Annotated in this window: 15 protein-coding genes; 8 read left to right on the top strand and 7 right to left on the bottom strand. The window is 61.6% G+C overall.

Features of this window, described 5'->3' with window-relative positions:
* The first annotated feature begins 332 nt into the window (after positions 1–332).
* Genes BJ6T_RS36010 through BJ6T_RS36020 form a run of 3 tightly spaced genes read left to right on the top strand, consistent with a single transcriptional unit; the run spans position 333 to position 3,875 of the window.
* Positions 333–860: a hypothetical protein gene (locus tag BJ6T_RS36010; RefSeq protein WP_240537927.1), complete on the top strand. Its 528-nt coding sequence runs from the start codon at positions 333–335 to the stop codon at positions 858–860.
* Between the two features lie 20 nt (positions 861–880).
* Positions 881–3,091 carry a GNVR domain-containing protein gene (locus tag BJ6T_RS36015; RefSeq protein ID WP_014497520.1) on the top strand — a complete coding sequence of 737 codons (2,211 nt, stop codon included), beginning with the start codon at positions 881–883 and terminating at the stop codon, positions 3,089–3,091.
* Positions 3,075–3,875 (top strand): hypothetical protein, encoded by an 801-nt coding sequence (locus BJ6T_RS36020; RefSeq protein WP_014497521.1) that lies wholly within the window; start codon positions 3,075–3,077, stop codon positions 3,873–3,875. The genes BJ6T_RS36015 and BJ6T_RS36020 overlap by 17 nt, the downstream gene beginning before the upstream one ends.
* A gap of 1 nt (position 3,876) precedes the next feature.
* Here the strand turns inward: BJ6T_RS36020 and BJ6T_RS36025 are convergent, their stop codons facing one another.
* From BJ6T_RS36025 to BJ6T_RS36035, 3 genes are all read right to left on the bottom strand, one after another.
* Positions 3,877–5,037 carry an acyltransferase family protein gene (locus tag BJ6T_RS36025; protein WP_014497522.1) on the bottom strand — a complete coding sequence of 387 codons (1,161 nt, stop codon included), beginning with the start codon at positions 5,035–5,037 and terminating at the stop codon, positions 3,877–3,879.
* A gap of 33 nt (positions 5,038–5,070) precedes the next feature.
* Positions 5,071–6,165: a glycoside hydrolase family protein gene (locus tag BJ6T_RS36030; RefSeq protein ID WP_014497523.1), complete on the bottom strand. Its 1,095-nt coding sequence runs from the start codon at positions 6,163–6,165 to the stop codon at positions 5,071–5,073.
* Positions 6,166–6,322: 157 nt separating this feature from the next.
* A complete protein-coding gene (locus BJ6T_RS36035; RefSeq protein WP_014497524.1) occupies positions 6,323–7,747 on the bottom strand; it encodes an undecaprenyl-phosphate glucose phosphotransferase in 1,425 nt (474 codons plus the stop codon).
* Between the two features lie 345 nt (positions 7,748–8,092).
* On the opposite strand from BJ6T_RS36035, the gene BJ6T_RS36040 reads away from it, so the two are divergent.
* Positions 8,093–8,416 (top strand): hypothetical protein, encoded by a 324-nt coding sequence (locus BJ6T_RS36040; RefSeq protein WP_014497525.1) that lies wholly within the window; start codon positions 8,093–8,095, stop codon positions 8,414–8,416.
* A gap of 112 nt (positions 8,417–8,528) precedes the next feature.
* Entirely contained in the window at positions 8,529–9,263 is a 735-nt protein-coding gene (locus BJ6T_RS36045) for a metallophosphoesterase family protein (RefSeq protein WP_014497526.1), read from the top strand.
* Positions 9,264–9,291: 28 nt separating this feature from the next.
* Here the strand turns inward: BJ6T_RS36045 and BJ6T_RS36050 are convergent, their stop codons facing one another.
* The 4 genes from BJ6T_RS36050 to BJ6T_RS46270 all read right to left on the bottom strand — a co-directional run bounded on the left by BJ6T_RS36050 (position 9,292) and on the right by BJ6T_RS46270 (position 11,116).
* Positions 9,292–9,714 carry a hypothetical protein gene (locus tag BJ6T_RS36050; protein WP_028170068.1) on the bottom strand — a complete coding sequence of 141 codons (423 nt, stop codon included), beginning with the start codon at positions 9,712–9,714 and terminating at the stop codon, positions 9,292–9,294.
* A 51-nt stretch (positions 9,715–9,765) separates the two neighbouring features.
* Positions 9,766–10,011 (bottom strand): hypothetical protein, encoded by a 246-nt coding sequence (locus tag BJ6T_RS47655; RefSeq protein ID WP_039146277.1) that lies wholly within the window; start codon positions 10,009–10,011, stop codon positions 9,766–9,768.
* A 391-nt stretch (positions 10,012–10,402) separates the two neighbouring features.
* Positions 10,403–10,690 (bottom strand): hypothetical protein, encoded by a 288-nt coding sequence (locus BJ6T_RS36060; RefSeq protein ID WP_144038021.1) that lies wholly within the window; start codon positions 10,688–10,690, stop codon positions 10,403–10,405.
* A gap of 51 nt (positions 10,691–10,741) precedes the next feature.
* The gene (locus BJ6T_RS46270; RefSeq protein ID WP_038937177.1) at positions 10,742–11,116 is read right to left on the bottom strand and encodes a hypothetical protein; all 375 of its coding nucleotides are present in this window, start codon (positions 11,114–11,116) and stop codon (positions 10,742–10,744) included.
* Between the two features lie 425 nt (positions 11,117–11,541).
* Between BJ6T_RS46270 and BJ6T_RS47660 the strand changes: the two genes are divergently transcribed.
* The 3 genes from BJ6T_RS47660 to BJ6T_RS47665 all read left to right on the top strand — a co-directional run bounded on the left by BJ6T_RS47660 (position 11,542) and on the right by BJ6T_RS47665 (position 12,539).
* Entirely contained in the window at positions 11,542–11,715 is a 174-nt protein-coding gene (locus BJ6T_RS47660) for a hypothetical protein (RefSeq protein ID WP_014497529.1), read from the top strand.
* 224 nt (positions 11,716–11,939) lie between these two features.
* Positions 11,940–12,191 carry a hypothetical protein gene (locus BJ6T_RS36065; RefSeq protein WP_014497530.1) on the top strand — a complete coding sequence of 84 codons (252 nt, stop codon included), beginning with the start codon at positions 11,940–11,942 and terminating at the stop codon, positions 12,189–12,191.
* A 183-nt stretch (positions 12,192–12,374) separates the two neighbouring features.
* Positions 12,375–12,539 (top strand): hypothetical protein, encoded by a 165-nt coding sequence (locus tag BJ6T_RS47665; RefSeq protein ID WP_155256732.1) that lies wholly within the window; start codon positions 12,375–12,377, stop codon positions 12,537–12,539.
* Positions 12,540–12,628: the final 89 nt, after the last annotated feature.

Genomic DNA, 12,628 nt, shown 5'->3' on the forward strand with positions numbered 1-12,628 from the left:
GCCTTGGCATGGTGCTTTGCCTTGCATGGCGCTTGCCTAAAATTCGTGCTTATCGCATACGAGCGCGTGCAATCGTTCGCCGAATCCGCGCCTGATCGCAGCAAGAATTTCGTTCATGTGAAACGGAGATTGCGGAGCGGGCAAGGATGGCAATTTGGTCCGTACTGGTTTATATTTTGCGCCGCACAAGAATTTGACATAGTTTTGGGTCATCAAGGACCTAGGGCCTAAATCCATACGCCATCACTAGTTTGCAACGAGATATGAGCGCGATCCTAATCAAACTCGATAGCTTGTTGCGTGGCTCCCTGCCGGCCTTACGGATCGCGGCAGTGATCGCCGTTGCCGTGTCTGCGACGCTGTCCGCGCCGGCACAGGCTCAATGCGTCGATCGCGCCGAACGAGCGCCGTCGTCCGCGGTCAGCGCATTCGTCTCGGACCCCTCGGTTTTGTTGCGACAGTCGAAGAACGACAGGGACAAGCTTTCGGGCCGGCTCACCGGATTGCTGGTGACCGACATCGCCGCGCTCGATCCGGTTCGGGACATGCTGCGCGAGGCGAGCCAGGCCGACCGTGTCGCGATCGGCGCCGGTCTTCACCGTGCCGAAGAGCGCTGCATCTCGACCAAGCCCGACGTCGCGCGCCGGATCAGCGAATTCGTTGCCAAGCTGCACGACGGGTCCGTCCTCAAAGGATATCTCACGGATCAGGACGCGGCGGCTGCGCCCGTTCCGGGAAGCCCGGCTCCCGCCACGGCCAGCAATGCACCGGCGGGTCCGGGTGCAAGCGCCGGTCTGATGTCGGGTGAGTGGAAGACCGAACTCGCCGACCCGTTCAAACCCGTTCCCCTTCCCGAGTGACAACCTCAAGATTCCCAGAAATGTTTCAGCCACGAGATCAGTTTCCGCAACGCCCGAGATATGCCATCGAGGTCGGTGGCACGACGCTCAGCGCCGAGCGCGCTCTGGACATCGTACGCCGCCAATGGCCGCTGATCGTCGCCATCGTGGCTGGTACGCTCGCGATCGTTCTCGTCTACCTGATCGTGGCAACGCCGATGTACACGGCAAATGCGCGCATCCTGATGGACACGCGCCAAACCCAGGTGCTGGACAAGGATAGCGGAACCGCCAACGCATTGATCGACCCGGGTTTCGTCGACAGCCAGGTCGAGATTCTCCAGTCGGACGACCTGCTCCTGTCGATCGTCCGTCGCCTGAAGCTCACCGAGGATCCGGAGTTCAACGGCTCGGATCCCGGATTGATTCCGCTGGTCATCGGCAAGGTCGTTGCGATGTTCGGGTCGGACGGCCCTCCGAGCAAGGAGCGGGTCGAGCGCGGCGCCGTCGAACTCATGCAGAAGAACCTGAAGGTCGAGCGCGTGCTGACGACCTATGTCCTCTCCATGAACTTCCGTTCGATCGATCCGAACAAGGCTGCGCAGATCGCCAACGCGATTGCGGACGCCTACATCGTCGGCGCGCTGGAGGCGAAGTATCAGTCGACCAAGCGCGCCGGCGAGTGGCTCCAGCAGCGCAGCGCCGAGCTGCGTGAGCAGGCGACGGCGAGCGACCGCGCCGTGCAGACGTTCAAGGCGCAGAACAACATCGTGGGCACCAGCCGGGGTCTGATGAGCGAGCAACAGCTTGCGGACGTCAACTCCCAGCTGATTGCCGCTCATGCCGCGACCGCCGAGGCCAAGGCCCGCCTCGACCGGATCGAGGCGCTGCTCGACAAGGATCTCGTCCAGCCGACCGTGACGGACGCACTCAACAACACGGTGATCACGCGCCTGCGCGCCCAATATCTCGACCTGGCGGCGCAATATGCCGACTGGTCGAGCCGTTACGGCAAGACCCACCAGGCGGCCGTGAACCTCGCCAACCGCATGGAAGAGCTGCGCAAGGCGATCGCGGACGAGGTCCGTCGTATCGCGGACGCATATCGCAGCGAGTACGAGATCGCCAAGAGCCGCGAGACATCGCTCGAGGACAATCTCAAGAATCTCGTATCCCAGGCCGGCAGCACCAGTCAGGCGCAGGTCAAGCTGCGCGACCTCGAGAGCGCGGCGGACACTTATCGCAACCTCTACAACAACTTCCTCGAGAAGCTGCAGAACGCGACGCAGAACCAGAGCTTCCCGATCAGCGAAGCGCGCATCATCGGCACGGCCGTCAAACCCGACAAGAAGAGCTCGCCCAAGACGCTGCTGGCGCTGGCCGGCGGCCTGCTCGGCGGTCTCTGCTTCGGCTTCGGAGCAGCCTTCACGAAAGAACTGATGAGCGACGTGCTGCGCTCTCCGAGCGACGTCGAGGATCAGCTCGGGGTGAAATGCCTCGGCGTCCTTCCCGACATCCGCTCGGCGAGGGCTTCGGCGGATCATCCGGAAGGAAACATATCCAGCTACGTCGTCGAGCATCCGTTCTCGCGGTTCGCGGAGACGTTGCGGAACATCAAGGTGTCGATCGACGTCGCCCGCCTCTCGCGCGAGGTCAAGGTCATTGGAATCCTGTCGTCCTTGCCGAAAGAGGGAAAAACGACGGTCGCCGCCAATTTCGGTCATCTGACCGCGTTGACCGGACATCGCACGCTGCTGATCGACGGCGACCTCCATACCCGCTCGCTGACGAGGGCGCTGGCTCCGCATTCCAAGACCGGCCTGGTCGAAGCCCTCAAGGATCCGCGCTCGTTCGGCTATCACATCCAGCGCAGCAAGGAGAGCGGGCTCGACTTCCTGCCATCCGTCGTCGCATCGCGCATGGTGAACTCGGCAGACGTCATCGCCTCCAAGGCGATGGCTGACCTGCTCGCGGTGGTGCGCGAGGAATACGAATACATCGTCATCGATCTGGCGCCGGTGATGCCGGTCGCCGACGCCAAGGCTGTCAGCCATCTCGTCGATGCGATGGTTTATGTCATCGAGTGGGGCCGTACGACCCGCAACGCGCTCCAGGAGTCGATGGCGAGTTCCGAAGGCATTCAGAAGAAGCTTCTGGGCGCCGTGCTCAATCGCGCCAATCCGAAGATGCTCAAGAGGATCGAGGCGTATAAGGGCTCGCACTACAACAGCTACTATGTCGAAGGAGCCTAGCGCCACCGAGCCGGCGGCGCAGGCAACGGGGATCGCCTATCGCTGGCTTCTGCGCGGCTCGACCATCGCGCTTGCCGCAGCCGCGCTGGCGTGGATCGCGGCTATCGCCCCGGATGTGACCAATCCCGCGGTTCCGCAGATTGCAGGACGTGTCGCGCGCGGCGAGCGATATGAAGTCGATCGCCTGAGACGGATCGTATCGGACAATTTGCCATCCGCCCGTCGCCTCTGCAGCGCCAAGACGCTGCGCGAGCTTCTGCTGCTGCAGCTCGCGATCGCCGACGAATCGACACGCGCAGGCGACCTGAAGCAGGTCGACCTCGATGCAGACGCCGTCGCGTCGACGAGCCGTGCCTTGCTGGCGTGCGCACCGACTGAAGGACTGGGCTGGTTCGGCAGCTACTGGGCCGAAATTCGCCAGGCCGGCTTTGGGCCGCGAACGGCGGAACTGCTTGGTCTTTCCTATCGCTTCGCGCCACACGAGGCCTGGCTCCAGCTCATCCGCGCGCCACTGGCGCTTCGCGCCTTCAATGCGGCCTCGCCCGAGCTCAGGGATTACGCTACCCAGGACTTCGCGGATATCTTCCAGGCCCGCCTGTTCCCAAGCGCAGCCACGTTCTATCAGGCGGCAGGCGCCGAGGCGCGCGTCGCGCTGCTCGAACGTACCTGCACCGCGCCCGAAGCTGATCGGGAACTGTTCTGGCATTTCGTCGCGGAGAAAGGCCTGCGAATTCGCCATCGCTGCTATCCAGCCGATGGCGATGGCTTTCGCATGAGCCGCTAGGCTATTTCAGCTCGGTTCGCGGCACGCCCTGCGAGGGATTTTCGGGCAGGTATTGCAGGAAGAATTTGGTCAGGCCGCGACGGCTGCGCAGGATCGGCGATTCGAAGTACTTCCAGGAAATGTGCGCGACAGCGCAGGAGATCACGAAACCGATGGCTGCGCCCGCGGTGATCTTGACGCTGTCGGGCACCGACATCCCGCCATAGAGCGTCAGCGCCTTGCCGAGCGGGTTCGGGATGAAGTTGTGGACGAGATAGAAGCCGTAGCTGATCTTCCCGAGATGCTTGAGCGGCTTCCATTCCAGCGCCTGGACAAAGACACTGTCCTGGTTGGCGCGTACCCACCAGACCAGCGCGACCAGGCAAAGCCCGATCGCAATGTCGATCGCGGGGGAAAGATACGAAGGGGCCTCGTAGATCACGCCGTTCGAGCACAGCGCGAACGCGACGATAAGGAGACAGGCAAATATGCCGTTGCCGTTCGGGGCCCATCCCTGCCTGCGAAGATGCAGGATCGTGATCGCGCCACCGAAGGCGATCAGGCTGAAATTCCAGGGCGACAAGGTGTGGATGGCGGTGTGATTGAAGCCCGATGAATACATCAGGAAATGGCCGATCAACCCGAGGGCGACGACGCTCATGCAGGTGACGAAATGGCGCTCCAGCGGAAGCAGGATGAACAGGAAGGGCGCGATCACGTAGAACTGCTGCTCGACCGAGAGCGTCCAGAGCACGCCGAACGGACCGGCGGTCCCGCCGATGACGCTGCCGATCCAGTAGTTGGACAGGTACACGACGTGATAGCGGAAGCCGAGATCGGGCCCCGCGTGCTGAAAATAGGACCGGGTCAGGAACAGGATGGCTAGAAGCGCATAATATGCGGGAAAGATGCGCGTCGCCCGCTTGACCCAGAAGGTGACGATTTCCGCCGCGGGCCGGGACGCGGCCGTCTCGGCCTTGCCTCGCTGCCTGTTGAGCTCGCCGATGATCAGGAAGCCGCTCAGGATGAAGAAGATCCAGACGCCGACGCTGCCCGAGTAGAACTGCAGTCCGCACTTGTGATTGAGGTAGACCAGGACCACCGAGAGACCGCGCAGCCCGTTGAAGCCCAAGATGCTGCCCGACTTCTCGGTGTTGACGCGCTCAGATCCAGGTAAAGGCATTGCAGTTTCTTTTCTTCACACGGAGACCGAAAGCTACAGTCCCCTGGTTCTCAACTCAGTCGATTCTTCAGCCGAGAGGCGGCCGCCGGCAAATTCCGAAAGAAGGAAAAGCGCAACCTTGGGCCTGTCGATCTCGTACATCAGCCCGAACCTGTTCTCCGGCGGCTTCTTCTGCGGCTCGTCGAACAGCTCGTAGACCATCACGCTCTCGATCTCGACGTCCTTCTGGTTCTTCAGATATTGGAAGGTGTCCCGCAGCGACCGGAGGCATTGCTCAGTCAGGGGATCGCCGGGCCGATTTCCATAGGCTGGCTTGTAGATCTCGGCGCAATTGACCTCGTTGAACGTCACCGGGCGGTGATAGGACGCCAGCTTCTTGAAGAGGTCGAAGGGCGGATTGCGTCCATTCCAGTGCCGATGCGGGTTCTGCCCCGCCACCTCGTAATAGTGGTAGGAGATCACGTCGTATTTCACGCCGCGGGACTCCATGAAGTCGAGGAAGCCCAGCATCGTCGACGTCGTGTTCAGCACCTTGCGCAGATGACTTCCGGTCTCGCGGTTGATCTGGTCGATGGCATCGGACGCGCCGTGCAACACCTGGGCCCAGTCTTCCATCACCGGCATTTCGAAGTCTGCCGCGGTCATGCCGCGCCCGAACAGCTTCTTCCCGTCGGAATCGACCGCGAACAGGTTGATCTCGTTCTCCAGCTCCCAGTCGGACACATCGTCCTTGAATTGCCGGACGAACGCGTAGGTGCGATCGAAGCCCTGCCGGTAGAGCGCGTCCCGGTCTCCCTTGGGGTACCGGCCCTTGTCGGTGCGGTCACCGTAGCGGAAGGGGAAGTTGATCAGAGGATGAAGCGTGATCGAATATTTTCTGGCGAGCGCAATGGTTTGCCGGAACATCGCAGCTTCGCCCGGCTCGGCATCTTGCGTCAGGTTGAGACCGGTCCTGTATTGCGTGAGCCCGCGCTCCCTCATGAGCTGAAAGATCGGCGCGAGATCCCTGCGCTTTTGCGGCGGTCCGCCGACCCCCCACTCCAACGCGTTCGCATGAGAACAGGCGGCGGCGATCGCCCAGCTGACGAGCAACGGCAAGGCGACGAACTTGGCGAGGCGATGGCTCAATCTGCAAGGCTCGGCGTTTCGGGGGGGCAAATCGTCAAAGGGGCAGCAACGAATCACATGCTACAAAATGCAGGTGCTGCAAAATGCAGGCCGTTTCCCCTCTGCACGGGCGGCGTGCGGGTCGGGCGCGGCAACGCGCGCCCGACGTCGGCCTGGCTCAGTAGGCTTCCTGATGGATCAGCGCCAGTGCGGTCTTCAGGATGATTCTGAAGTCGAGCCAGATGCTCCAATTGCTGACGTACCAGATGTCGTACTCGACCCGCTTTTCCATCAGATCGATGGTCGGCGTCTCGCCGCGGAAGCCGTTGACCTGGGCCCAACCGGTCAGGCCCGGCTTCATGTGATGCCGGTACACGTAGTTGCTGATGATCGGGTCGTAGTAATTGTCGTGCGCGAGCGCATGCGGGCGCGGCCCGACCAGCGACATCTCGCCGCGCAGAACGTTCCAGAGCTGCGGCAGCTCGTCGATGCTGGTCCGCCGCAGCACGCGGCCGACACGGGTCACGCGCGCGTCGCTCTTCGTCGCCTGCGTGACGACATGACCGTTCTCCGCCACCGTCATCGAGCGGAACTTCCAGATATCGAATTGCTTGCCGTTGAAGCCGCGCCGGGCCTGCTTGAAGATCACATTGCCCTTGGAATCGAGCTTGATCATGATCGCAGCCGTGATCAGCAGCGGCGCCAGCAACAGCAGCGCGAACGAGGCAAGGCCGATGTCGAGGCAGCGCTTCTGCGCCTGCTCGAACACGCTGAGCGGCGCGCGCTGGATCTCGATCGCGACCGTGCCGCTGACGGGCTGGAACGGACGCGAGACCAGATCGGCGATCGGGAAATCCGGCAGAAGACGGATCGGCTGGGGAACAACGCGCAGGTGCTGGCTCAGCTTCTGGAGAAGCGGCATCTCGTCCCAGTCGATGACCAGGAGATATTCTTCCACATCCGCCGTGCGCGCCTGACGGGTGATGTCGCGAATCTCACTATCCCAGCCCGCGCCTTCCTCCGACGGATCGAGCACGAAATGCCGCACGACGTTGAAGCCGTGCTTGCGCAGATCCTTGAACCGGGTCGAGGTGAAATCGAGAGGCTTGAGGCTGAGCAGCACGACCTTGCGGTCCACCAGGCGGCCCTTGGCGTAGCTCGAGGTCAGCGCGAGACGCCACAGTACGCGCAGACCGCCCAGGGCGACGCCGCCGGTGGCCGCGAACAGCAGCGTGGTTCCGCGCGACAGGTCCGCGGACGATTTGAGCAGGAACGCCTCGACGGCGAGAATGGTCAGCGAGATCAGCCAGACCACCAGCGCCTTGCGCAGCTGCCAGACCGTGTTCATCAGACGATGGTGATCGTAGACGCCCTGGAAGTAAGCGATCGTCACGAACACCGCGCCGACGACCAGACCTGCTCCGACAGATGAGTCCTGCTCGATCACGAGCACGCGATACAGGCCGCTTGCCGCAAAATAGCTGAGCAGCACGGCGACGAAGTCTCCGGCGATCAAAGCCACTTGCAGGGGTCTTTGGAGGGCACCGCGTCGGTTCGAGATAACCGAATAATAATTTTCCGAACCGTAAGTTGCTACAGCCATCCGAACCTCGCTGCCTCGTCACCTCTCGCAATCAGAATTGCGAGCAAATCGATCTAATTTTTTCGACGTGCGCCGGAGTATATCTTAACTAAACAAAGCGACATTGCGGCACTGCACCGAAAAAATCAAATCGATTTTCATGCAATGCAGCGTCGCACCAAAGCAATGCTCAAACTACTGTCACACACGTGACAATTAAGCGGGCATCACGCCGCGTTTCGCACCAAATCGCGTCATTTTCGCACAGCATTGTCGCGCGCATTTGAACGGCTGTTCAACCATGCCGCTTAAGCCGTTATTAGGCCGCGGCCATTAACACTCGTGACCAATTCGAGGAGTTGCGTCGTGAGTACGGTTGCCATTTTCAGTCTGCTGATCGGATCGTTGCTGGGAGGCCGATTCCGGATCTTCATCCTGCCGCCCGCCATCGTTCTCGGCGCCACGATCCTCGGTGTGGGCTCCGCCTGGCAGGGACATGATTCAGCTCACATCGTTGTGACGATCCTCGTCTTCGCGTCGGTGCTCCAGCTTGGCTATATCTGCGGCGCGGTTCTGGTCCGCGCGCGAGCGGCCTCCTATCGTGGCAAGGCCGCACCATCGTTCGACAGCGGCAACTCGGCCAGCCTCGCGCAAGCTTGGGGACGGGTGATTCGCAGCGCTGGTGAATGATCGGGCGGGCGCAGGCTTGCCGGCGGGGGTGGAAAAAAACCTGTTCGGGCACCCAAATTCGCCGATAGCATATTGACATCTCGGGCGAAGCTCTCTGAAAGAGTTGCACCCCATGTCCATGATTGCGCCCCGAAATTCGCCCCGGCCGAAGCTACCGAACGGCGTGCGCATCTATGCGATCAGCGATATCCACGGCTGCGCGCATCTGCTCGAGCAGATGTTCGCCGTGATCGATGCGGACATGGCCAACAGCCGGCCGTATCGCGCGATCGAGGTCTTCCTCGGTGATTACATCGATCGCGGACCCGACTCGCGCCATACCCTCGATCTCCTGATCAACCGCAGCCGCCGCCGCAACACCGTCTTTCTCAAGGGCAATCACGAGGCCTATTTCACCTCGGTGCTGGAAGATCCCGCCCGCGCCGCAGAATGGTTTCAGTTCGGCGGGCTCCAGACCCTGATGTCGTACGGCGTGTCGGCCGCACCCGGCATTGGCAAGGACGAGTTGCCCGATCTGGTGCGCGAGCTCACATCCGTGATGCCGCCGGAGCACATCGCGTTCCTGCGCCAGTTGCGGCCGACCTTCACATGCGGCGACTTCTTCTTCGTCCATGCAGGGGTGCGTCCGGGAATTCCGCTCTCCGAGCAGCGCGAGCAGGACCTGTTGTGGATCAGGGACGAGTTCCTGCAAAGCAACAGGCGCTTCGGCAAATACGTCGTGCACGGCCACACGCCGGTGAAGCAGGCCGAGCTGCTCGAGAACCGGGCCAACATCGATACCGGGGCCTATGCCACCGGAAACCTGACGCTGCTGTCCATTCAGGGCAACAGCATGCTCGCGATCTAGCGGCCTCGCTCGCGCGCCGTACCAGGCGTCAGTTGGTGGGGCTCGCCGGAGGCCTGTAGTCCGGGAAACGGCTCAGCATCGCCGCCTTCAGGAACTTGAAATGGGCGATCGAGGCGCCGAGCTCCTTGAGCCGGCGCTGGCCGTTCAGGATTTCCTTGTCGAACAGGTCCTGGTGGTGATTGTCGAGCGCCTCGCGCTCGAGATATTCGTCGTCTCCGTTGCCGATCGTCACGGCGGCGCGCGCCAGCACGTCCTCGACCCGGCGGTTGAGACCCGACTGCTCGCGCTCCGCCGCATGCAGGGCGTCATCGATCGCAATCATGATGGCTTCGATGCGGGTGCGATCGGTTGCGGCGTCGCGCTCGGGCGAGCGCGCGCGGAACACCTGCTCACCGCCGAAGCGGTCTTTCAGGAAGTTATGGGTGCGGGCCCGCAGGAAGAGCTGAAACATGCGTGCATTTTCCGGTTCGAGGCGCCAGACCAGAAAATGGGCCTGCGATGGTTAATAAAGGTTGAATCCTTCGCGCCGCTCGGTGCGGCTTTGCGCCATCCAGGCCCTCCAGGCCCCCTCGTGCTTCTCATAGAGCTCGAGCCTGCGCCGCTCGCCGGCATCGGGCGCGACCTGCGCCTGCTCGCTGTCGAGCCGCTCGAACTCGAACGTCTCCTCGGGCGTCAAGCCGATCAGGACGCGGCGACCTCCCCCATCGACGAAATACCGCCGTGGCGCGTTGTACGTCGGGCTCGTCATGGCGTCTCCCCGAAATCCCGTCATGATTCACTCCCTCCGCCACCATGCGAGCCGCAACGCGAGAACCGCACGCCGGTTGTAAATCCTCAGAATGCACGCCGTGCCCTCGCCAATGAACTGTTCTGCCGGAACGCGGTGGGACTGTAGGGACGGTGGAACGGATGACGCTCCGCGCGCTCGCGAGGCCGCAGCGCGCGCGTCGCATAGCCTGCACCAAAGCCAGCGAGGAGCGAGACCAGGATCGCGAGCAGCATCATTCGCAATTCGTTCCAGTGATACTGGCAGTCTCATCCTCGAGTTGTGTCGAGATCATGATCACCGCCGCTGATTTTCTCGTCATGCTAGGGATTTTTGAGCAGCACCCTGCATGCGAAGTGATCGGGCTGGTGCGTCAGCCGAAGAACCAGAGGAACAATCGCACCAGCAGCAGCGTGATGAAATACACCCAGCCCGCCATCGCGATCAGCGCAACGCTGAAAAACGCGCCTTCAAACGCCCGCTCTCTGAGCTTGGTGAGAGGAAGTGCCGCTCGCGCCTTTTGAAGCATCTCGGTCTTCTTGATTTTGTTGATTTTGATTTGTTCGTGCGCGCGCACCATAGCCGAACGAATTCGACGATCTCGTGACGACTCAACCGAGAGAAGCGCAATACTGCTCGTCGGGATTGCTGCCGCATGCATCGCGATTGGATTTTTTCTCGTTCGAAGCCGTTGCGACCAACCGGCGCCGATTCAATTCAAGTTGATCGCTCGAATCTGCGTCGTGATTTCAAAACAAATCATGTCGCGATCCCGAAGCATTTGATTTCCAATCGCGCACAAGTTCTGACGCCGCAGCGCCGTGCCATCCATTATCGAGGGAACGCTGCCGGCCCGAGCTTGGAGGACATTGAGGGCGCAGGGAACGGGTTCCCCTGCTCTCCTCAATCTCCAACGCGGGCGTCTAACTCGCGCCTTTCTTCGGCAAGTCGATGATCCCGTGCCTGCGTCCATCCTGACGCTCGCCGGCATCAGCAACATCTTCATCGCCACCACGTCGAAGGACCGGTCGCTGTTTCGACGGCTGCGCGACGACGGCTCGGGGATCGGCACTTCTTCCATGCTCATCAGAACAGTCCGCGCGGATTGGCGGAGCTTCCGAGTCTTGCCGCAGCGTCGAGACGCGGAGTCGGGTCTCGACTATCGGCTGGCGCCCCCGCGAGGATTTAGAGCGCGGACTTGCGAAGACCGGGCGCCGGTTCTCCGACAACCGGACGTGGTGCCAGTACATCCGCGATCCCACCATCACAGCGTGCAGATCGATCTTGGTTAGCGAAACTCCGTGGTTATACGGAGCACAACGCGCCGATTTCATCGCGGTAAGGTTGAGCAGTTAGCTTAATCCGCGTTGTTTGTTGCGAACCTTAGCGGATCGCATATCCATCTTCGCACCGGGCTCCCCCAGGCCCGGCCCCACCCAAGCAAAGCCGTCGAGCGAACGTGGGTCCGCTTGGCGGCTTTGTCTTTGTGTCGACGAGAGGATGATTTCGGTTATGGCGCGCAGGCCCTGGTCGTTCAAGGAAGACCGCCGGCTGATGGAATTGGCCAAGTCTTCGACTTCGCTGGAAGAGGCAGCAAAACTTCTCGGGCGCTCGCCCGATGCGATCAAGCGTATGGCCTTGCGCCTCGGCCTGTCGCTCAAATCCAAGGGCACCAAGAAGGGCTAGCGTCGGCCGCGCGCGACACGTCATGGACGGGTGCGTCCGCCTCATCAATCGATCAATGGCAGCCGCCAATCGACATGGGCCGATCGCTTTCAGCGCTCTCGATCTCTCCGTGCCCGGATGTTACACTGTCCAACGATGAAGATTGAACATCGTCCCTTTTCGGCGCAGAACGGTCGCCGGGCCGGCTTCGGTCTCAGTTTGATAGATTGTTGGAGGAATGCACCATGTTGTCCCGCGCGCTCGCCGTAGCTCTGCTCCTGGCTCTGCCCTCAGTAGCGTCGGCGCAAGTCCCCGTGGGGTTCGGATTTCCAAACGGCGCGCCGTGGTGCGCCTTCGGTTTCGACTGCCGATTCCTGAATTACCGGGAATGCGCCGACTGGATTTTCGATCCCGCGCGCAACTGCCTCAAGAATCCGTACTTCGCAGCCCACTACCCGACCAATGTCGACAAGGGCTGGTCCTACAATCGGCGTTGAACGTCGGTCCCTGCGAACGGCTTGGCCATGCGGTCAGGCACGTAGCTACAGGTCTGACCGGGGGCTTGGCTTGTCGGTGACGAGAATTTGGGCAGGGACGATCGCCTGCCCGTTCCCTTGAAGACGGAACTCTCAGCCGCGCTCCGCATTGCTTTCGAAAGAAAAGCGGGAGGCCGAGCCGTCATGGCAAGCTCTTTCCTTATCGTGATGTCGATCTGGTTCGGCATCAACATCCTGTTCTTGGCAGTCCGGCTTTGGGTCACCAGGCCGAAGAACTGGCAGATGAATGCCTGCCCTCGCCAACTCAGCGCCGTCCGCGTGACATCGCAACAGCACCGCCGCGGCTGACGTCAACTGAATGCATGCGGAATGGGCCGTAGCCACGGCTCCGCAGTTCGCCCGTGAACCTTGGTTCATGCCCTCGAGGGTTTGTGAAC

This window comes from Bradyrhizobium japonicum USDA 6 (assembly GCF_000284375.1).
Lineage (GTDB): Bacteria > Pseudomonadota > Alphaproteobacteria > Rhizobiales > Xanthobacteraceae > Bradyrhizobium > Bradyrhizobium japonicum.

Bases quoted from the DNA above. Each gene is read 5' to 3' on its own strand.
- BJ6T_RS47665 (WP_155256732.1), top strand. From the start codon at position 12,375: ATGGCAAGCTCTTTCCTTATCGTGATGTCGATCTGGTTCGGCATCAAC.
- BJ6T_RS47660 (WP_014497529.1), top strand. From the start codon at position 11,542: ATGGCGCGCAGGCCCTGGTCGTTCAAGGAAGACCGCCGGCTGATGGAA.
- BJ6T_RS36045 (WP_014497526.1), top strand. From the start codon at position 8,529: ATGTCCATGATTGCGCCCCGAAATTCGCCCCGGCCGAAGCTACCGAAC.
- BJ6T_RS36065 (WP_014497530.1), top strand. From the start codon at position 11,940: ATGTTGTCCCGCGCGCTCGCCGTAGCTCTGCTCCTGGCTCTGCCCTCA.
- BJ6T_RS36020 (WP_014497521.1), top strand. From the start codon at position 3,075: ATGTCGAAGGAGCCTAGCGCCACCGAGCCGGCGGCGCAGGCAACGGGG.
- BJ6T_RS36025 (WP_014497522.1), bottom strand. From the start codon at position 5,037: ATGCCTTTACCTGGATCTGAGCGCGTCAACACCGAGAAGTCGGGCAGC.
- BJ6T_RS36050 (WP_028170068.1), bottom strand. From the start codon at position 9,714: ATGTTTCAGCTCTTCCTGCGGGCCCGCACCCATAACTTCCTGAAAGAC.
- BJ6T_RS47655 (WP_039146277.1), bottom strand. From the start codon at position 10,011: ATGACGAGCCCGACGTACAACGCGCCACGGCGGTATTTCGTCGATGGG.
- BJ6T_RS36035 (WP_014497524.1), bottom strand. From the start codon at position 7,747: ATGGCTGTAGCAACTTACGGTTCGGAAAATTATTATTCGGTTATCTCG.
- BJ6T_RS46270 (WP_038937177.1), bottom strand. From the start codon at position 11,116: ATGAGCATGGAAGAAGTGCCGATCCCCGAGCCGTCGTCGCGCAGCCGT.
- BJ6T_RS36060 (WP_144038021.1), bottom strand. From the start codon at position 10,690: ATGCATGCGGCAGCAATCCCGACGAGCAGTATTGCGCTTCTCTCGGTT.
- BJ6T_RS36015 (WP_014497520.1), top strand. From the start codon at position 881: ATGTTTCAGCCACGAGATCAGTTTCCGCAACGCCCGAGATATGCCATC.